Source organism: Gordonia oryzae (genome assembly GCF_003797185.1).
Taxonomy (GTDB): domain Bacteria; phylum Actinomycetota; class Actinomycetes; order Mycobacteriales; family Mycobacteriaceae; genus Gordonia; species Gordonia oryzae.
Genome location: NZ_RKMH01000003.1, coordinates 131,152 through 151,049, shown reverse-complemented (window position 1 = coordinate 151,049; position 19,898 = coordinate 131,152). Strand labels below are relative to the sequence as shown.

General features: G+C 65.9%; 18 protein-coding genes. 7 read left to right on the top strand and 11 right to left on the bottom strand.

Annotation, left to right across the window (positions count from 1 at the left end; translation table 11 throughout):
* The first annotated feature begins 62 nt into the window (after window positions 1–62).
* Together trpS and EF294_RS04880 are read left to right on the top strand one after the other, a co-directional pair.
* A complete protein-coding gene (gene trpS / locus EF294_RS04885) occupies window positions 63–1,103 on the top strand; it encodes a tryptophan--tRNA ligase (protein WP_123926180.1) in 1,041 nt (346 codons plus the stop codon).
* Between the two features lie 103 nt (window positions 1,104–1,206).
* Window positions 1,207–2,268, top strand: a complete 1,062-nt coding sequence (locus EF294_RS04880; RefSeq protein WP_123926178.1) for a YhjD/YihY/BrkB family envelope integrity protein — start codon at window positions 1,207–1,209, stop codon at window positions 2,266–2,268.
* 16 nt (window positions 2,269–2,284) lie between these two features.
* Here the strand turns inward: EF294_RS04880 and EF294_RS04875 are convergent, their stop codons facing one another.
* The 3 genes from EF294_RS04875 to EF294_RS04865 form a co-directional block, all read right to left on the bottom strand.
* Entirely contained in the window at window positions 2,285–3,574 is a 1,290-nt protein-coding gene (locus EF294_RS04875) for a D-alanyl-D-alanine carboxypeptidase family protein (RefSeq protein WP_123926176.1), read from the bottom strand.
* Window positions 3,575–3,647: 73 nt separating this feature from the next.
* On the bottom strand, window positions 3,648–5,036 hold the full coding sequence (locus tag EF294_RS04870) for an aspartate aminotransferase family protein (protein ID WP_123926174.1): 1,389 nt from the start codon (window positions 5,034–5,036) through the stop codon (window positions 3,648–3,650).
* Window positions 5,033–5,497, bottom strand: coding sequence for an Lrp/AsnC family transcriptional regulator (locus EF294_RS04865; protein WP_123926172.1), 465 nt, complete (start codon window positions 5,495–5,497; stop codon window positions 5,033–5,035). The genes EF294_RS04870 and EF294_RS04865 overlap by 4 nt, the downstream gene beginning before the upstream one ends.
* A 110-nt stretch (window positions 5,498–5,607) precedes the next feature.
* Between EF294_RS04865 and EF294_RS04860 the strand changes: the two genes are divergently transcribed.
* The gene (locus EF294_RS04860) at window positions 5,608–7,107 is read left to right on the top strand and encodes an aminobutyraldehyde dehydrogenase (RefSeq protein ID WP_123926170.1); all 1,500 of its coding nucleotides are present in this window, start codon (window positions 5,608–5,610) and stop codon (window positions 7,105–7,107) included.
* Complete coding sequence (locus EF294_RS04855) at window positions 7,104–8,519, top strand: NAD(P)/FAD-dependent oxidoreductase (RefSeq protein WP_123926168.1); 1,416 nt, start codon at window positions 7,104–7,106, stop codon at window positions 8,517–8,519. The genes EF294_RS04860 and EF294_RS04855 overlap by 4 nt, the downstream gene beginning before the upstream one ends.
* Window positions 8,520–9,239: 720 nt before the next feature.
* On the opposite strand, the gene EF294_RS04845 is transcribed toward EF294_RS04855, so the two are convergent.
* From EF294_RS04845 to sdhC, 8 genes are all read right to left on the bottom strand, one after another.
* Complete coding sequence (locus EF294_RS04845; RefSeq protein WP_123926166.1) at window positions 9,240–9,959, bottom strand: type 1 glutamine amidotransferase; 720 nt, start codon at window positions 9,957–9,959, stop codon at window positions 9,240–9,242.
* Window positions 9,956–10,858: a universal stress protein gene (locus tag EF294_RS04840; RefSeq protein ID WP_123926164.1), complete on the bottom strand. Its 903-nt coding sequence runs from the start codon at window positions 10,856–10,858 to the stop codon at window positions 9,956–9,958. The genes EF294_RS04845 and EF294_RS04840 overlap by 4 nt, the downstream gene beginning before the upstream one ends.
* The gene (locus tag EF294_RS04835) at window positions 10,848–12,368 is read right to left on the bottom strand and encodes an APC family permease (protein ID WP_123926162.1); all 1,521 of its coding nucleotides are present in this window, start codon (window positions 12,366–12,368) and stop codon (window positions 10,848–10,850) included. The genes EF294_RS04840 and EF294_RS04835 overlap by 11 nt, the downstream gene beginning before the upstream one ends.
* A gap of 121 nt (window positions 12,369–12,489) precedes the next feature.
* Window positions 12,490–12,933 (bottom strand): hypothetical protein, encoded by a 444-nt coding sequence (locus EF294_RS04830; RefSeq protein ID WP_123926160.1) that lies wholly within the window; start codon window positions 12,931–12,933, stop codon window positions 12,490–12,492.
* 286 nt (window positions 12,934–13,219) lie between these two features.
* Window positions 13,220–14,008: a succinate dehydrogenase iron-sulfur subunit gene (locus tag EF294_RS04825; RefSeq protein ID WP_123926158.1), complete on the bottom strand. Its 789-nt coding sequence runs from the start codon at window positions 14,006–14,008 to the stop codon at window positions 13,220–13,222.
* Window positions 14,008–15,762, bottom strand: a complete 1,755-nt coding sequence (gene sdhA, locus EF294_RS04820) for a succinate dehydrogenase flavoprotein subunit (protein ID WP_123926156.1) — start codon at window positions 15,760–15,762, stop codon at window positions 14,008–14,010. The genes EF294_RS04825 and sdhA overlap by 1 nt, the downstream gene beginning before the upstream one ends.
* Window positions 15,763–15,821: 59 nt before the next feature.
* Window positions 15,822–16,274, bottom strand: coding sequence for a succinate dehydrogenase hydrophobic membrane anchor subunit (locus EF294_RS04815; RefSeq protein ID WP_123926154.1), 453 nt, complete (start codon window positions 16,272–16,274; stop codon window positions 15,822–15,824).
* Window positions 16,275–16,286: 12 nt separating this feature from the next.
* On the bottom strand, window positions 16,287–16,694 hold the full coding sequence (sdhC, locus tag EF294_RS04810; RefSeq protein WP_123926153.1) for a succinate dehydrogenase, cytochrome b556 subunit: 408 nt from the start codon (window positions 16,692–16,694) through the stop codon (window positions 16,287–16,289).
* 226 nt (window positions 16,695–16,920) lie between these two features.
* On the opposite strand from sdhC, the gene EF294_RS04805 reads away from it, so the two are divergent.
* From EF294_RS04805 to EF294_RS04795, 3 genes are read left to right on the top strand one after another with little or no spacing between them, the layout of a single operon-like run.
* Window positions 16,921–17,400, top strand: coding sequence for a cytidine deaminase (locus EF294_RS04805; RefSeq protein WP_281275971.1), 480 nt, complete (start codon window positions 16,921–16,923; stop codon window positions 17,398–17,400).
* Window positions 17,397–18,743, top strand: a complete 1,347-nt coding sequence (locus tag EF294_RS04800; protein ID WP_123926152.1) for a thymidine phosphorylase — start codon at window positions 17,397–17,399, stop codon at window positions 18,741–18,743. The genes EF294_RS04805 and EF294_RS04800 overlap by 4 nt, the downstream gene beginning before the upstream one ends.
* Window positions 18,740–19,870, top strand: coding sequence for an adenosine deaminase (locus EF294_RS04795; RefSeq protein ID WP_123926150.1), 1,131 nt, complete (start codon window positions 18,740–18,742; stop codon window positions 19,868–19,870). The genes EF294_RS04800 and EF294_RS04795 overlap by 4 nt, the downstream gene beginning before the upstream one ends.
* The last annotated feature ends 28 nt before the right edge of the window (window positions 19,871–19,898 follow it).

The following is a 19,898-nucleotide window of genomic DNA, read 5'->3' as shown; positions in this document are numbered from 1 at the left end:
CGTCGGATCGCATCGTCGGGCTCCTGCGGTCAAGCACTCGACCCGTCTGAAAGAATCGACCCATGAGTGACGTCTCCGGGTCGGTGTCAACGCCGCGTCAACGTGTGTTGTCCGGCATTCAGCCCACCAGCGACTCCTTTCACCTCGGCAACTACCTCGGTGCCGTGCGTCAGTGGGTGGCCCTGCAGGATGACTTCGACGCGTTCTACTTCATCCCCGACATGCACGCCCTCACCGCGGAATTCGATCCCGCGACGTTGGCCCACCGCACCCGGGTGTCGGTGGCGCAGTTGCTCGCCATCGGCGTCGACCCGAACCGGTCGACGGTCTACATCCAGTCACACATCCCCGAGATCGCGCAGCTGACCTGGGTTCTGCAGTGCATCACCGGATTCGGCGAGGCCAACCGGATGACGCAGTTCAAGGACAAGAGCGCCAGGCACGGCGCCGACGCCGCTGGGGTCGGACTGTTTACCTATCCGATCTTGATGGCCGCGGACATCCTCGCCTTCGACGTCGACCTCGTCCCGGTCGGTGAGGACCAGCGCCAGCACCTCGAACTGACCCGAGATCTCGCCCAGCGCTTCAACAAGCGCTTCGGCGGAGTCCTGCGGGTGCCACGTGCGCATATCGTCTCCGAATTCGCGAAGATCTATGACCTGCAGAACCCGACGGCCAAGATGAGTAAGTCCGCCGAGACCGACAAGGGTCTGATCAATTTGCTCGACGACCCGAAGCGTTCGGCCAAGAAGATCCGCTCCGCGGTCACCGACACCGGCTCGCAGATCTCCTTCGATCCCGCCGACAAGCCAGGCGTGAGTAATCTGCTCACGATCCAGTCGGCGTTGTCCGGAGTGGGCATCGACGATCTCGTCGCCAAGTACGAGGGCAAGGGGTACGGCGATCTCAAGGTCGACACCGCCGAGATCTTCACCGAGTTCGTGACACCCCTTCGTGGCCGGGTCTCGGAATACCTCGACGACCCCGCCGAACTCGACGCCATCCTGGCCACGGGCGCGGCCCGGGCCCGCGAGATCGCATCCGCCACGCTGAGGTCGGTATACGACAAAGTCGGGTTCCTGGCACCTACGGTAGGGGCGTGAGGCCCTGCCCGGTTGATCCGGGTCAGCGGGAATCGACGCGGACCGCAGTCGGGCACACCTACGCGGAGCCCGGGCGCTTCGCCGACAGGGAGGTCAGGCGACGATGGGTTCGGTGATCGCGTGGTTCAAGAATCTGCTTGCGCGCGCCAAAGAATGGTTCGCTGCCGCTCGTGAGCGCTGGCCGTGGCTTGGTCACGCTCTGCGCACCCAGGAGCGCTACACCAACCGGCGCGGCAACGTCCATGCCGCGAGCATCAGCTTCAACGGAATCCTCGCGCTCGTGCCGATCTTGATGGTGGCGTTCGCCATCGCGGCATTTGTCCTGGCGAGCAATCCCGATGTGATCGAACAACTCAAGGACGCCGTGATCAAGCAAGTGCCCGGCGGTATGGGCGACCAGATCGGCTCCGTGATCGACTCGGCGATCTCCTCACGCGCGACCGTCGGTCTCATCGGTCTCGTCGGTGCCGCGCTGACCGGTGTCGGCTGGATCGCCGGTGTGCGCGCCGGGATGACCGAGATGTTCGGTGGCCGAGTCTCCCGTAATGCTCTCGTGTCGAAGGTGACCGATCTGCTCACCTTTGTGGTGTTCGGGCTGGCTTTCGCTGCGACGATGGCACTGACGACGCTGGCCAACGGCGGTGGCATCGTCAGGAAGGTCCTCGAGTGGGTCGGGGTAGACCACACTTCATGGGCTCCGGTGCTGCTGCGGGTGGTCGCGATCGCGATCTCGGTCCTCGCGAGCTGGATGCTCTTCACCCTCGTGCTGGCTCGTCTTCCCCTGGTGCCGTTGCCTTTCCGTAACTGCCTGGGCGCCGGCCTGATCACCGCGATCGCGTTCGAGATCATCAAGAACCTCGGCGGGCTCTACCTCAAGTCAGTGCTCGGCAGCCCGGCGGGAGCAGCGTTCGGGCCGATTCTGGGCATCATGGTCTTCGCCTACCTCGCGTCGCGGATCATCCTGTACGCCACCGCGTGGTGCGCCACCGATCCGATCAACGAGGATTTCCAGGTCGACGACGAGATCGCCGAGACACAGCAGCGACCGGTGGTGATTCGTCCGACCGTTGAGGTCAGTCCGATGCCGAAGGTCGGTGCACTCGTCGGTGCCGCAGCGGTCGGAGCCGCGGTCGGTATGGTGATCCGGCGCGTCCGCGGCGACTGACGATCTGCGGTACAGGTCAACGGCGGTGCCGCGCGACGAGGCGGGTGGCCGCGGCCACTAGGATCACGACCGCGAGCGCGACGACCAGCCCGATGAGAACGCGGGTGGCCCTCGAGTGCTCGGTGATCGGTTGACGAGCGATATCCGCCTGCGTCGTCATTGTCGATGATCCCGATGCCGTGGTGGCCGATGTTGATGTCGGTGTGTTCGGACCTGCCACGAGGTCACCCACCCGCGTGTAAGACGGTGCGTGGAATCCGTACTCCAGCAGCGATTGTGCTTGGGTCCAATAATTGTCGTCGCCGGTCGACAGACCGTACATCTGCACGATCAGGATGGTCCTGTCGCCGTGGCGGGCGGCTCCCACGAAGGTTTTCAGTGCGTCGTCGGTGTACCCGGTCTTGCCGCCGAGAATTCCTGGATAGCCTTGCAGCAGTAGCTGATCCGAGGTCTGCATCTGGTATCCGGGGTGCGGTGTGTCGCTGGGCACGTCCGAGCGGGGTGGGTATCCGGGGAAGTGGTAGGTGGGTGTGGAGATGATTTCCCGGAATGTCGAATTACCCATCGCGGCACGGAAGATCAGCGCCAGGTCGTAGGGCGAGGTGGACATGCCTGCGGCATCGAGGCCCGATGGTGTCGTCGCCCGGGTGTCCAGCGCGCGCAGATGCGCTGCGAGCGAGTTCATCTTGGTGAGTGTGCTTGATACCCCGCCCAGTTCACGCGCGAGCGCGTGCGCGCAATCGTTGCCGGAGACGATCAGCAGCCCGCTGAGCATGTCGCGCACGGTGTAGTGCCCGCCCGGGCCCATGCCACACGAATCGCCTTCCTGGCTCCAGTCCTCGGCGGTCGGCACGACTGTCTTGTCGAGGTCGAGTCCGGCATCGAGGACGGTCAGGGCCAGCAGCACCTTGATCGTCGACGCCGGGCGGTAGCGCCCGTGTGGGTCCTTGGCGGCGATGATCGCGCCTGTGTCCAGGTCGGCGACCAGCCAGGCCGCCGAGGTAAGACGTTCGGGGGTCGGGCCGGCGTCGGGGTCGGCGATCACCCCGCATGCCGACAGGCGCTCGCCGCCGATGGCCGGCGTGGGGACCGGGAGTGCAGTGGGCGTCGTTGAGCCGGGTGCGACAACCTCGGAGGCGTCGACCGGCGGCGGCGGGGTGTGCCGATGCGGACACTGATCGGTGACCGGTGTGGTTGCCGGCGGAACGGCGACGGCGGCTCCGGGTGCGCTCATCAGGGCCGCGGCACACACCGCTGCCAGGATCGCGCTGATCCGTCGGCCACGGTGCGTATTCCCCCACGTCACTGCAGCGACGTTACCAGCGGTGTCATTTCGGCGGCCGGTCGTGCAGGCGACGCCGGGACCGGATGTCGGCCGGTCAGAGCAATGCGTAGGCCTCGGTCAGCACCGAGCGCAGGATCTGCTCGATCTCGTCGAACTCGGCCTGGCCGGCGATCAGTGGCGGGGCCAGCTGGACGACCGGGTCGCCGCGGTCGTCGGCGCGGCAGTACAGACCGGCGTCGAAGAGCGCCGTAGACAGGAATCCCCGGAGAATGCGTTCGGCCTCGGCGTCGCTGAACGACTCCTTGGTGGTCTTGTCCTTGACGAGTTCGATGCCGTAGAAGTAGCCCTCGCCGCGGACATCGCCAACGATCGGAAGATCGTGCAACTTCTCCAGCGTGGCGCGGAACACGGGGGCGTTGGTCTTGACGTGGTCGTTGATGCCTTCGCGTTCGAAGAGGTCGAGATTGGCCAGCGCCACCGCCGCCGACACCGGATGCCCACCGAAGGTGTAGCCGTGCGGGAAGGTGGTCGATCCGTCGTTGAACGGCTCGAAGAGCCGGTCGCTGGCGATCATCGCACCGATCGGCGAATAGCCGGAGGTCATTCCTTTGGCGCAGGTGATGATGTCGGGCTGATAGCCGAAGTCTTCGCAGGCGAACATCGAGCCGATGCGGCCGAATGCGCAGATCACCTCGTCGGAAACGAGTAGGACGTCGTACTGATCACAGATCTCACGGACCCGCTCGAAGTACCCCGGCGGCGGCGGGAAGCACCCGCCGGCGTTCTGTACCGGCTCGAGGAACACCGCCGCGACGGTCTCGGGGCCCTCGAATTCGATGGCCTCGGCGATGCGGTCGGCCGCCCAGCGTCCGAACTTCTTGGGATCGGCGGCCAGATCCTCGTCGGGCGCGCGGTAGATGTTGGTGTTGGGTGCCCGGAACCCGCCGGGAGTCAGTGGCTCGAACATCTGCTTGAGCGCCGGGACGCCGGTGATCGCCAACGCGCCCTGCGGGGTTCCGTGATAGGCGACCGCTCGCGAGATCACCTTGTGCTTCATCGGTTTTCCGGTCAGCTTGAAGAACTGCTTGGCCAGCTTCCATGCACTCTCCACCGCCTCGCCGCCGCCGGTGGTGAAGAAGACCCGGTTGAGATCACCGGGTGCGTAGGCGGCCAGGCGCTCGGCCAGTTCGATGGTCGGCGGTGTCGCATACGACCACACCGGGAAGAAGGCGAGCTCCTGGGCCTGGCGAGCGGCTGCTTCGGCCAGCTCGACGCGACCGTGGCCGGCCTGCACCACGAACAGACCGGCGAGGCCGTCGAGGTAGCTGCGCCCGCGGTCGTCGAAGATGCGGACACCCTCGCCGCGGGTGATCACCGGCGGAGTGATGCCCTCGCCGTGTCGGGCGAAGTGGCCCCACAGGTGCGCGGCGCTACGTGCTCCGAGAGAGGATCCGTCGACGGAGGGTCGGGCGGTAGTGGTCATCGTGTTCCCCAATTATATTGTTGTTTAACGAGTTTCAGATATACCAGGGTCTCCGTACCGGTGACCTCAGGATGTGTGCGGACGGTCCGGTTGAGGATCGAGAGAAGATGATCGTCGTCCTCGCAAACCACCTCGATGAGGATGTCGAACGAGCCGGCGGTCAGTACCACATAGTCAATCTCTGGATTCCCGGCGAGTGCCGTGGCCAGTTCCTCGGTGTCGCCGGTGCATCGGATGCCGATGAGGGCCTGGCGGGCGAACCCCAACTTGAGGGGATCGGTGACCGCGACGATCTGCAGTAGTCCGCTCTCGCTCAGCTTCTGCACGCGGTTGCGTACCGCAGCCTCCGAGAGTCCGACCTCCTTGCCGATCGACGCATACGAACTGCGTCCGTCGGCTTGCAGTAGCTCGATGATTCTCTTCGCGGTGCCGTCGAGATGCGGGTGAGAGACTTCAGGCACTCACCGAGCTTGACGGATTCAGTGATAAAGTGCAAGTGGTACTTCTGATTTCGTCATAAGAAATCGGAAATGAATCGCGAATCCGTACTGTGGACGGTAGGATCACCGGTGTGGCGACCACCAGTATTCCGTCCGGATGGATCGCCGGCGCGCCGATCGGCGGTGCCGGGCCGGACCATACCGTTGTCGATCCTGCCACCGGTGAGCCTGTTGCGGAGGTGGCATTGGCCGGATCGGCCGAAGTCGATGCCGCCGTATCGGCAGCACGTGCTGCCCAAAGGGATTGGGGTGCAGCAACTCCCGCGCAGCGTTCCCAGGTGCTCGGGGCGCTCGCGGCCGCGCTCGATGCCCAAGCCGATCTGCTCGCCGAGCAGGAGACCGCACACACTGGCAAGGCGATCCGGCTCTCCCGTGAGTTCGATGTGCCGGGCAGCATCGACAACGTCCGCTTCTTCGCCGGTGCCGCCCGCATCCTGGAGGGCAAGGCCAGCGGCGAGTACTCCGGCGATCACACCAGCTCGATCCGCCGCGAGCCGGTGGGCGTCGTCGGGTCGATCACCCCGTGGAACTACCCGCTGCAGATGGCGGTCTGGAAGGTGTTGCCCGCGTTGGCTGCCGGGTGTGCCGTAGTGCTCAAACCGTCCGAACTGACACCGCTGACCACGCTGACCCTGGCGCGGCTGGCCACCGAGGCGGGTCTGCCCGATGGTGTGTTCAACGTCGTGGTCGGCACCGGCGCGGACGTCGGTGCCGCGATCGCCGGTCATCCCGGTGTGGACACGGTCACCTTCACGGGCTCGACCGCGGTCGGCCGGACGGTGATGGGTCAGGCCGCCACCCACGGCACCCGCGTGCAACTCGAACTCGGCGGCAAGGCTCCGTTTGTCGTCTTCGACGACGCCGACCTCGATGCGGCCATCGCCGGTGCCGTCGCCGGATCTCTCATCAACGCCGGTCAGGACTGCACGGCGGCCACCCGGGCGATCGTGGCCGCCGACCTCTACGACGACTTCGTCGCCGGGGTTGCCGAGGTGATGCGATCGGTGGTGATGGGTGATCCACGGGATCCGGCCACCGACATGGGGTCGCTGATTTCGACCGCCCACCGCGACAAGGTCGCGCAGATGGTGGCGCGCGCCCCGGCGCAGGGCGCCCGGGTTGTCCTCGGCGGGCAGGTGCCCGACGGTCCGGGCGCGTTCTATCCACCGACGCTGATCGCCGACGTCGCCGAATCGTCGGAGATCTATCGCGACGAGGTGTTCGGCCCGGTGCTGACCGTTTCGGCGTTCACCGACGACGACGATGCCATGCGCCGCGCCAACGACACCATCTACGGGCTCGCGGCCTCGGCGTGGACCCGTGACGTCTACCGCGCCGGCCGTGCCTCCCGGGAGATCCACGCCGGGTGTGTGTGGATCAACGACCACATTCCGATCCTCAGCGAGATGCCGCACGGTGGCGTCGGCGCCTCGGGCTTCGGCAAGGACATGTCCATGTACTCGCTCGAGGAGTATCTCACCGTCAAACACGTCATGAGTGACAATACCGGTGTCGTGCAAAAGGATTGGCATCGAACGGTGTTCGCTGATCCGGGTCGGGGATCGCGATGACGTGGGCAAGCGCACCCGGACGCCGCGCCGTCGAGATGGTGGCACAGGCCGCGCCGACGTCGTATTGGCTGGACCGGCCCGACCGCCCCGCCCCGCGTGCACGGCTGGCGGAGGAGATCGACGCCGACCTGCTGGTCGTCGGCGGTGGCTTCACCGGGCTGTGGACCGCGGTGACAGCCGCCGAACGGGACCCGAGCAGGCGAATCGTACTGGTCGAACGTGACCGCATCGCCGAACACGCCTCCGGCCGCAACGGCGGATTCTGCTCGTCGAGTATCACTCACGGTCTCGGCAACGGCATCGACCGCTTCGAGGACGAGATGGACACCCTGCTGCGTCTGGGGGGTGAGACGCTCGACGAGATCGAGGCCGCACTGGCGCGTCTGGGCATCGACGCCGACGCCGAGCGCACCGGTGAACTCGACATCGCCAACGCCGACTGGCAGATCGACGATCTTCGGCAGACATCCTCGGCGGCAGCATTTCTCGGCAAGGTGATGCCGTTGCTGCCGGGGCCGCAGGCGCGTGCGCGGGTGAACTCGCCGATGGTCAAGGCCGCGCTCTTCGACCCCGAGGTGATCATGCTCGACCCCGCGAAACTCGCGTGGGGGCTGGCTGCGGCCGCCGAGCGGCTAGGGGTACGCATATACGAACACACAGAGGTGTCCGGGCTCAGTCGCGAGAATGACCGCATGAGGGCGCGAACCGGATTCGGTGACGTCGTCGCCGACCGCGTGGTCCTCGCGACCTCGGCGAGTCCGTCTCTCGTGCGCCGACTTCGGCCCTACACGGTTCCGGTGTGGGATTACGCCCTGATGACCGAGCCCCTCGACGCCGAGCGTCGGGCAGCGCTGGGTTGGGCCGGACGAGAGGGCCTGGCCGATTGCGGTCCACGCTTTCATTACTTCCGCTTGACCGCCGACGATCGGATTCTTTTCGGCGGTTGGGATGCGCTCTACCACTTCGGTTCCGACGACTCGCGGCGTCATGAATACGAGCCCGCCGAGTTCGCGCTGCTGGCCGAACACCTGTTGCAGATGTTCCCGCAGCTCGAGGGTGTCCGCGCCAGTCACACCTGGGGTGGTGTGGTCGACACCTGCTCACGGTTCTGTGCTTTCTGGGACCGATCACACGGTGGTCGGGTGGTCACCACGGTCGGCTTCACCGGGCTCGGCGTCGGGGCCTCGCACTTCGCCGCGGCGACCTCACTCGATCTCATCGACGGCTTGTCGACCGAGCGTACCGCTCTGAAGATGGTGCGCTCCAAGCCGATTCCGTTTCCGCCGGAACCGCTGCGGTGGGCCGGGATCACGCTGACCCGCCACCAACTCGCCCGCAGCGAGCGTCGCGAGGGCAAACGAGGCGCATGGCTGACCGTGATGGACAAGGTCGGGCTCGGCTTCGACAGCTGATACGTGGACGCGATCAACCGATCTGGTGGTTGCCGATCGATCGCGCCACGAGCCGCTGGTGACGCCGAGCAGGTCGACGGGTGCAGTGGCACACACCCGGTGTCCGTTGTGCGAGGGCGGGCAACGATGCCGAGAGCCTCGGTCTGTGGGGGTCGCAGGAAGTTGACCGACATCGAGGTCGTCACGCCCCGCCAGCGTGTCCGGAATCTTGCGACCGGCCCATGCCGCCGCCATGATGCAGACATCGGCGCGTGCGCTCGGCGCTCCGCCGTGCACGACCTGGCCGATGATGGTCCTCTTCGTTCCGCAGGGGCATCCGGAGCTCTGCTCGGACGTCGCCGATCGCCTTGACGCAGGGCTCTGGTGTCTGGGTCCTGGGTGTCTCGGCTGTCGTGGGTGTGGCCGAGCGTGTCGGCATCGCACTGACCCCTCGACGGCTATGTCGGTGACCGAAAGGCGTAAGCGTAGGCGTACGCGGTACTCGCGGTTCGGGTGGCTCACGTCCACGACGAGCGGATGCACGCGGTGCTGGCCGATCGGATCGGCAGCTCGGCCGCGCAGGCGGTGCGTGAGGAATCCGTGCGGTTCCACGCCACGAGCCGCTGGCATTGCGGCTGTTCGCCTTCAGCGCCGTTGAGGAGTCGGTGGCCGCCAACTGATCGACGAGGCTGTGCGCCTGTACCTTGCGCGGATCGATGAGGTGACTGACGCGCGTGAGGGTTATCCGATGACGACGGCGTCGAACCAGCGGCGGATGAGCGTTGCTGCGAGTGGCGCGGTAATCGTTTCTGCGGCAGCGACATCCGCGGCGACGGACCTCGGTGCACCGGGGCCGAGGGCGGAGACGAGTTCACCGCGGTAGTGCTCGACGTCGAGCCATGCGCGCAGCAGATCGGTGTCGACCTCGAGGTGGAATTGCACCCCGTAATTCCGTCCGTGGCAGAACAGCTGATTCTCGTATCGTTGCGAGCCGGCCAGTCGGGTCGCCCGATCGGGGAGTGTGAACGTGTCGTAATGCCAGTGCATCGCCGGGAACGTCGATTCGGTGACCGCCGAGAACACCGCGTCGGTGCGAGCGTCATCGGTGAGCGTCACCTCAGCGACGCCGATCTCGCCGGCCGGGCCGGTGAACACGCGCGCTCCCAGCGCGCGGGCAAGTAGCTGTGATCCGAGGCAGACACCCCAGATCGGGACGTCGGCGGCCACCGCCGCGGTGAGGAATGCGATCTCGGTGTCGATCCACGGCAGGGTGGCGCCGTCGTTGGCGCCCATCGGCCCGCCCATCACGAGGATGCCGGCGAAGTCCCGGGGATCGGTCGGCAGATTCTCTCGCCAAGTGCGAATGGTACGGACGTCGGCGAGGCCGGCCAGTCCTGTGCCGTAGGTGCCCGACGATTCGCATTCAGCATGGCGCAGTTCGAGAATCGTCGGACGGGTCATGACGGTGGGGATGCGGGGTCACCCGAGCGCGGGACCACGAGCACCGGTGCCGTCGTCCAGCGCAGGATGCGGGCCGCGGTACTGCCCAGGAACACCCGGTTCTCGGCGCCGAGGTGACCCGAGCCGACCGCCACGAGATCGTTGTCATCCCACCGCAGATTGTCGAGGGCCTCGTCGAGCGTGGGTCCGTCGGCGACGAGCACCTCGATGTCGAGGTCGGAGTTGACGGTGGCTCGCGTCTTCTCCAGCAGATCCCGGACCACCTCGACGCGGCGTGCGCGCGCGCTGCGCGAGACATCGTCGTCGAAAGGCGACTCCAGCGATACCAGGGAGACCAGACGCAGATCCAGGTGCGCTTGTTCAGCGAATGTCAGCGAGAACGGCAGGGGATTACTGGTGGTGGGCTTGACCGGCACCGCAACGGTGATCATGTCGAGGGCGACCTCGGTCCGGTCGGCGTACCCGCGCGGGGCCAGCGCCACCGGCAGCGGTGCCGAGTGCAGCAATTCGGTGCTGACCGTACCCAGCGTATGCCGGCTGATCAGCCCGTCCCCGGTACCGCCGACCACGATCATCTCGGCGTCGGCCTGCTGGGCCAGACCGATGAGGCCGTCGGTGAACGACTCGTCGACCACCACCACTGTGCGTGTCTCGATGTCGTCGGGAATACGTGCGGCGCCGGCGGCCAGCCACGCAGAGGCCTGGTTTTCCAGTCGAGCCTGATACTGCTCGACGCCGGGATGCCCGTCGTAGGGGACGGGGTGCACCACGCACACGAGATCGATGGCCGCACCGGTCTTCCGGGCGATCGCGACCGCGAGTGCGATACCGTCGTCGCCCGACGGTGTGGCGAGATAGCCGACGGTTAGTCTCGGGCGTGCCGGGGAATCAGTAGACATCGGGAACCTTTACTTCGGTCGTGGCGGTCAGTGTCTTGCCCTGGAAGAACTCTCGGCGGTGGGCGAAGCAGGCCAACATGAGCGGGATGCCGAGGACCAGCATGCCGACGCCGAGGATGAACACGCCGCCGACCGGACCGACCGAGGTGGCGCCGTAGTCCGGGTTGAACATGTCGATGGCGCTCTTGAAGAACGCCCATGTCATTGCGAGGCCACCGAGGAGTGGGAACAGACCACGCATGAAGAAGTTGCGGGCGGAGGAGAACAGCGTCCGTCGGAAGTACCAGAACGATGAATACGCGGTGATCCCGTAGTAGAAGGCCACCGCCAGACCGAGCGAGGCGATCGAGTCGGCCAGCGTGTTCTGGCTCGCTATTGACAGGACGAGGTAGAAGGCCAACGCCGAAACACCCATCACCGCGGTGCCGAACGCGGGCGTCATGTAGCGGGGGTGGATCTTCGCGAAGCGATCCGGGATCGCCTTGTACACCGCCATGGACAGGCTGCCCCGGGCGGTCGGCAGAATCGTCGACTGGGTCGAGGAGATGGCCGAGACGCTGACCGTCAGAAGCAGGGCGGCGGCGAGGATCCCGCCGGCCACCGGTTTGCCGAGAATGGTCAGCACGTCGTCGGTGTTCTCGGGGTTGTTGAGTCCGATGCCGGTGTCGCCGAAACCGGCGAAAGCCTGGACGGCATAGGCCACGAGTACATAGGTGGCAACAAGGATCAGGCAGGTGATCACCGCGGCCCGGCCGGGCGTCTTCTCCGGATCCTTGGTCTCCTCACCGACGGCCAGGCAGGCATCCCAACCCCAGTAGATGAAGATACATAGGATCACCGCTGCCGCGATCTCGGACTGGCTCAGTCCGCTCGGCCACAGCCAGCTCCACTCCGGTGAGATCGCCTGCGGGCCGGCATGCCCCGTACCGACCTTGACCAGCGCGATGACGCTCGCGAGGATCAGGACGCCGAACTGGATGAACATCAGGGCCGAGAGCAATCGCTCGCTGATGACGATGCCCCGAATACTCACCCAGGTCATCCCAGCGATGAAGACACAACCGAGCAGCACCTTGACCCACAAGGTGTCGGCCAGGCTCTCCAGGCCGAGGAACTTGAGGAGATATACCGCGGCGATCTCGGCGACGTTGGCCAGCACGATGATGGCCGATACGGCCAGCCCCCACCCGCCGATCCAGCCGACCCACGGGCCGAACGCCTTGGTTCCCCAGGTGAAGGTGGTTCCGCAGTCCGGGGTGTCCTTCGATAGCTCGCGGTAGGCGAACGCCACCAGCAGCATCGGGATGAAGGCGAGGACGAACATCGCCGGCGCCTTGCTGTGGACCGCAGCCACCACGTACCCCAATGTGGCCGCCAGGCTGTAGGCCGGCGCGACCGCCGACAGCCCGATGATCACATTGCCGACGAGGCCGATGGAACCGGCTCGTAAACCCTTGTCGCCCTGAATCTCGGCGTGAACGCTTTCGGTCAATGTCCTGCTCCCACTCATGTCAGTGTGCTGGAGACAGAGTAGGGTTTCCGTCATCAGTGTGCAGCGCGATGACGGAATTAGTGACAACAGTCCACAATTGTTGTGGAATCCGTCTTCAACTCGGTGTCTGTCCGTGTTTTCACCACTGGCATACCGCCATCGCCGCGGGCCCTTCGGCGTCGCCGGTCGCCACCGTGCGCGTGCCCGAGGTGACGGTGCAGTGTGCGACTTCGCCGCCGGAGATGAACACGACACGGTGGGTGTCCCGCCGGTCGTCGGTGGGGGTCAGGGCCAGCGACCCGGTCCATCGGCCGTCCTGTGCGTTGTGCTCGGTGAGCCGCACCTCGAACTGATGTCGGGGGCGGCCGTTTGCGTTGTACCAGAGCAACTGCTCGTTCACCTCCTCGTCGGAGGCGATCGTGATGGTCTGGAGTAGCGAAGGAGATTGGGGCGCAGACGGATTCGTGAGATCGGTCGATGCCGCCACCGGCGGCGGGGTGAGACCCGCGGTGAGGAGCCCGGTCGATACGGCGGCGAGGACGAGCAGGACGAAGGGATGTGGGCGGGTGTTCAGGTGAGTCATGACCGATTGGACGCAGCGGGTGCCCGATCGGTTCCGGGGGGGCCTATGGTTCTCGTCAAGCGGCGCCCAGATCGGCATCGCCGAGACCACACTCGCACAGGCCGCCGACGCTCGCGATCGAGGTTGCGTCGCCGTCGACACTGTACCGGCGTACCGGCTCGTCGACTGTGCCGGCACACCGGCCCCGTCCGACGATTCAGGCCCGCACCGAAATCGGTGCGGGCCTGAATCGGGGCTGCAGAGAGGTGGCTGGTGTCCCGCTGCGAAACGGTCAGCTGCGAAAGGGTCAGCGCGAGAACATGAGTGCGCGCTTGACCTCCTGGATCGCCTGGGTGACCTGGATGCCACGCGGGCAGGCGTCGGTGCAGTTGAAGGTGGTGCGGCAGCGCCACACGCCGTCGACGTCGTTGAGGATGTCGAGACGCTCGACGGCGCCCTCGTCACGACTGTCGAAGATGAAGCGGTGTGCGTTGACGATGGCTGCCGGTCCGTAATAGCTGCCTTCGTTCCAGAACACCGGGCAGCTGGTGGTGCAGCACGCGCACAGGATGCACTTGGTGGTGTCGTCGAAACGGGCGCGGTCTGCCGCGGACTGGATGCGCTCGCGGGTCGGCTCGTTGCCACTGGTGATCAGGAACGGCTTGATCGCCCGGTAGGCGTCGAAGAACGGCTCCATGTTGACCACGAGATCTTTCTCCACCGGAAGCCCCTTGATGGGCTCGATGGTGATGGTGATCTCCTTGTTCTTGTCTTTCGGGAGCAGATCCTTCATCAGCAGCTTGCAGGCGAGCCGGTTCACGCCGTTGATGCGCATGGCGTCCGACCCGCACACCCCGTGGGCACAACTGCGCCGGAAGGTGAGCGTGCCGTCGAGGTAGCCCTTGACGTAGAGCAACAGGTTCAGCAGGCGGTCGGTCGGCAGTGCCGGGACGCGGAAACTCTCGAAACCCTGCGCGTCCGGGTTCTCCGGGTTGAATCGGTAGATCTTGAGCGTCACCATCGTCGCCTCGTCCGGAACCGCGGGCAATGGCGGGTCGTCGGACGAGGGAGCCGGATTCTCCATGGTCACTGTCATCAGTACTTACGCTCCATCGGCTCGTAGCGGGTCTGGATGACGGGCTTCCAATCCAGCTCGATGTCGCTGAGCAGATCGTCACCCTTCTTGTAGGCCATCGTGTGGCGCATGTAGTTGACGTCGTCGCGGTTGGGATAGTCCTCGCGGGCGTGGCCGCCGCGCGACTCCTTGCGGTTCAGTGCGCCGACGACGGTGACCTCGGCCATCTCCAACAGGAAGCCGAGTTCGATGGCCTCGAGCAGATCGGAGTTGAACCGCTTGCCCTTGTCGTGCACACGGATGTGGGCGTAGCGCTCCTTGAGCGCATGGATGTCGGTGAGCGCCTGCTTGAGGGTCTCCTCGGTGCGGAACACCGACGCATTGGCGTCCATCGAGGCCTGCAACTCGGTCCGGATGTCGGCGACCCGCTCGTGTCCATGCTCGGACAGGATCGTCTCGAGCCACGCGTCGACCATCGCGGTCGGGTTCTCCGGCAGCTCGGTGAACTCGGCGGAGTTGGCGTATTCCGCGGCGGCGATCCCGGCCCGGCGACCGAAGACGTTGATGTCGAGCAGCGAGTTGGTGCCCAGGCGGTTGGCGCCATGCACCGACACGCACGCGCACTCGCCGGCGGCGTAGAGGCCATGGACCACATCGGTCGCGTTGCGCAGGACCTGACCCTCGATGGTGGTCGGGATGCCACCCATCACATAGTGGCAGGTCGGGAACACCGGCACCCATTCGGTCACCGGGTCGACGCCGAGGTAGGTGCGGGCGAACTCGGTGATGTCGGGAAGCTTCTCGTTGAGGACGTCTTCGCCGAGGTGGGTCACGTCGATGTAGACGTAGTCCTTGTTCGGGCCGGCGCCCCGGCCCTCGAGGACCTCGAGAACCATCGAGCGCGCGACGATGTCGCGGGGCGCGAGGTCCTTGATGGTGGGGGCGTAGCGCTCCATGAAGCGTTCACCGTCCACGTTGCGCAGGATGCCGCCCTCGCCACGGACCGCCTCGGAGATGAGGATGCCCAGACCGGCCAGACCGGTTGGATGGAACTGATGGAACTCCATGTCCTCCAACGGAAGTCCCTTGCGGAACACGATGCCCATGCCGTCACCGGTGAGGGTGTGGGCGTTGGAGGTGGTCTTGTACATACGACCCGAACCGCCGGTGGCGAAGATGATCGACTTGGCGTGGAAGACGTGGAGTTCACCGGTGGCGAGCTCATAGGCGACGATGCCGGTGGCGACGGGCTCGCCGGCCTCGTTCTCGGTGAGGCAGAGATCGAGCGCGTAGTACTCATTGAAGAACTCGACGTCGTGCTTGACGCAGTTCTGGTACAGGGTCTGCAGGATCATGTGGCCGGTGCGGTCGGCGGCGTAACACGCACGCCGGACCGGTGCCTTCCCGTGATCGCGGGTGTGACCACCGAAACGCCGCTGATCGATGCGGCCCTCGGGGGTGCGGTTGAACGGCAGACCCATCTTCTCCAGATCGAGCACCGCGTCGATGGCCTCCTTGGCCATGATCTCAGCGGCGTCCTGGTCGACGATGTAGTCGCCACCCTTGACGGTGTCAAAGGTGTGCCACTCCCAGTTGTCTTCCTCGACGTTGGCCAGGGCGGCACACATCCCGCCCTGAGCCGCGCCGGTGTGGCTGCGGGTGGGGTAGAGCTTGGTCAGTACTGCGGTGCGGGCGCGGGGGGCGGCCTCGATCGCCGCGCGCATCCCGGCGCCGCCGGCGCCGACGATCAGGACGTCGTAGCGGTGTTCCTGCATGTGTTTCGAATCTCCTGGAGTCGACGAGGGCGGGGCGTCAGAGACGAGAGTCCGTGGCGTCAGTTGACGCTGGTGACGTCAAAGGTCAGAAGCGCGTAGGTACCGAGTACCAGCACGAGGATCATCGAGATCCCGAGCAGCACGTTGAGCCAGAACCGGGTGGAGTCCTTGCGCGAATAGTCGGCGATGACGGTGCGCACACCGTTACCACCGTGCAACTGGGCCAGCCACAGCATCGTCAGGTCCCAGATCTGCCAGAACGGCTCCTTCCATCGCGCCGCCACAAAGGGGGCGTCGATGCGATGCACACCGTTGTCCCAGGCCAACATGATGAACATGTGCCCGATGGTCAGAATGATCAGCGCCAGACCGGAGAAGCGCATGAACAGCCACGCGTACTTCTCGAAGTTGCCGCCCTTACGGGCACGCGGGGCGCGCGGATTGTCGAGACTGGCCGGCCGGTCGTAGTCGGTTCCGAGCGTCTTGGCCAGGTGTGGGGAGGATGCGGTCATCGGTGATCTCTCCTAGAACGAGTGCTCGATGAGAATCTGCAGGAGCCGCACGGCGGCGGCGGCGAAGACGATCACGAACACCGTGAGGATCGTCCACAGCATCTGCCGCTGGTACTTGGCGCCCTTCGACCAGAAGTCGACCAGGATGATGCGCACGCCGTTGAGAGCGTGGTAGAGCACGCAGGCGACGAGACCGATCTCCATGAGGCCGATGATCGGCGTCTTGTAGGTCTCGATGATCTCGGAGTACTTGTTCGGATCGATCCGGATGACCGCGGTATCCAGCACGTGGACGAACAGGAAGAAGAAGATGGTGACACCAGTGATCCGGTGAAGCACCCACGACCACATCCCGGGGTCGCCTCGGTACAGAGATCGCTTGCGCACCGGGTCGGGTGCGGTGTCGGTCGGGGTGCTCATTGCGAAATTGGCCTCCAACATCGTCGATGGACTCTGGCGGGAGCCTGCATCTTCAGGCTCCACCACGGACCCATGCAACAGACTCTAAACCTATGCTGAGGGCGGTCGAAAACTGCCCGAACAGATTTGGGCGACAAGAGATTCCGACTTAGGTTTGCCTTACCACTACTACGACGGCGTGCCGATGGGTGTCATTCGGCGCCGCACTGCTCACCGGGAGTTTGCCCTGTCTGCTGAAATTGACTGGAAGATGTTGCGCCACAAGGCGAATGAGATGATTGACCGCGCCTATGCGCCCTACTCTCGGTTCCCCGTCGGTGCGGCCGGGTTCACCGCCGAGGGTGATCTGGTGGCCGGTGGCAATGTGGAAAATGTCTCATACGGACTCGGTGTCTGCGCCGAGGTCTCGTTGGTGTCGGCACTGATCGGCTCGGGCCGATCACGACTGCGTGCGGTGAGCGTGTGCGATCCGCGTGGGGTGGTGCTCATGCCGTGTGGACGGTGCCGACAGGTGCTCTGGGAGTTCGGTGGGCCGGATCTGCTCGTCGATCATGCAGACGGGCCCCTGCGGCTCGCCGAGTTGTTGCCGTACGCATTCGGGCCCGACGACCTCGCCGCCGGAACCCTCGACGGCCGGGCAACCCTCGGCGGCCAGGCAACCCTCGGCGGCCAGGCAACCCTCGACGGCGATGGACAGCCGCGATGAGTCCCGAGATCATCGACGTGATCTCGGTGATCGCCACCAAACGCGACGGCGGCTCGCTGAGCGACGCGCAGATCCGCTGGGTTGTCGACGGCTATACGCGGGGATCGGTCGCGCCGGAGCAGATGTCGGCGTTGCTGATGGCGATCGTGCTGCGCGGCATGGACCGTCGTGAGATCTCCACCTGGACGCAGGCGATGATCGACAGCGGGCGGCGCGCGGACTTCGGGGATCTGCGCCGCGACGGTCGGCCGCTGCGCACCGTCGACAAGCACTCCACCGGCGGAGTCGGGGACAAGATCACCCTGCCGCTCGCGCCCCTGGTCGCCTCGTATGGTGTTGCGGTGCCCCAACTGTCGGGCCGAGGCCTCGGCCACACCGGCGGCACGCTGGACAAGCTCGAGTCCATTTCAGGGTGGCGTGCGGACCTGTCGATGGACCAGATGCTTATCCAGCTCGAAGCGGTGGGCGCGGTGGTGTGCGCGGCGAGTCCCGACCTGGCACCCGCCGATCGCCTGCTCTACGCGTTGCGGGACATCACCGGCACCGTCGCATCGATCCCGTTGATCGCCAGCTCGATCATGAGCAAGAAGATCGCCGAGGGTACCGGCGCGCTGGTGCTCGACGTCAAGGTCGGCTCGGGTGCGTTTCTCCCCGAACTCGATTCCGCCCGCGAACTCGCGACCATCATGGTCGAACTCGGACACCGCGCCGGGGTGGCGACCTCGGCGCTGCTGACCGATATGGACACCCCGCTCGGACGCTGTGCGGGCAACGCCGTCGAGGTCGCCGAATCACTCGAGGTGCTCGCCGGCGGCGGGCCCGCCGACGTCGTCGAACTGACGGTGGCCCTGGCGCGGGAGATGCTTGGGGCAGCCGGGATCTCCGACGTCGACCCCGCCGAGCACCTGCGCAACGGCCGCGCCATGGACTCCTGGCGCGCGATGATCGCCGCGCAGGGCGGTGATCCGGATGCACCGCTGCCCCGGGCCCGGCACACAGACGTCGTCGTCGCCGAGACATCCGGTCGTGTGCGACGGCTGGACGCGCGAGCGGTCGGCGACGCCGCTTGGCGACTGGGCGCCGGGCGGTCGGTACCCGGTGAGGCCGTGCAGTCCGAGGCGGGGGTGCAGTGGCACGTGCTTCCCGGTGAGTTCGTTGAGGCGGGTGCGGCCCTGTTCACGCTGCACACCGCGACTCCCGAACGGTTCGGTCCCGCGCGGGCAACGTTGGCGGGGGCCGTCGACATTGCCGCCGAGCCGAACGCCGACGGTTCCGGTGCCGCACCCGAGGCCGCTGCTGTCGCCCGGCCGCTGGTGATCGAACACGTTAGGTTCGACTCATGACGTCGATCCCGCCGCGTTCCCCGCTCGATCCCGCTGCCCTGACCCTCGCACCGAAGGTTCTGTTGCACGATCACCTCGACGGCGGCCTGCGGCCGTCGACCGTGGTGGAGTTGGCCCGGGAGACCGGCTATGACGAGCTGCCTGCGGAGTCGGCCGCCGACCTCGCAGTGTGGTTCCGTGACGCGGCCGACAGTGGTTCACTGGAGCGCTATTTGGAGACCTTCGCCCACACCGTGGGCGTCATGCAGACCGTCGATGCACTTGAGCGGGTCGCGGCCGAATGTGTGGAGGACCTCGCCGCCGACGGCGTCGTCTACGCCGAGGTCCGTTACGCACCTGAGCAGCATCTCGAGCGTGGGCTGGGGCTCGACGAGGTCGTCGAGGCGGTGTTGCGCGGGTTCGCGCAGGGCGAGCGGACCGCCATGGAGTCCGGCCGCCCGATCGCGGTGCGGTGTCTGGTCACCGCGATGCGCCACGCCGCGCGTTCCCGGGAGATCGCGGAACTGGCTGTGCGGTATCGCGATCGTGGGGTGGTGGGGTTCGACATCGCCGGTGCCGAGGCCGGTCATCCGCCGAGTCGCCATCTCGACGCCTTCGAATACATGCGGGCCAACTGCGCACCGTTCACCATCCATGCGGGCGAGGCGTTCGGGCTGCCGTCGATCCACGAGGCGATCGGCTTCTGTGGCACCGACCGGCTCGGGCACGGGGTGCGGGTGATCGACGACATCAGCCTGTCGCCCGGCGCGCAACCCGACGATGATTCGTTTCCCGGTGCCGAACTCGGCTTGATCGCGAGTATCGTGCGCGACAAGCGGATTCCGCTCGAGCTGTGCCCTAGTTCGAACGTGCAGACCGGGGCGGTGGCCTCGCTGGCACAGCATCCGTTCAACGTTCTGGCCCGGCTACGTTTCCGCGTCACCGTCAACACCGACAACCGGCTCATGAGCGACACCACCATGAGCAAGGAGTTCGCGAAACTTGCCGACCAATTCGGTTACGGCTGGGCCGATTTCGAGCGATTCACGGTCAACGCGATGAAGTCGGCGTTTGTCCACTTCGATGAGCGGCTGGCGTTCATCGATGACGTCATCAAGCCCGGCTACGCGGTACTGATGCAGGGCTGAGACCCGAGCGGAGATGACGAGCAGCGGT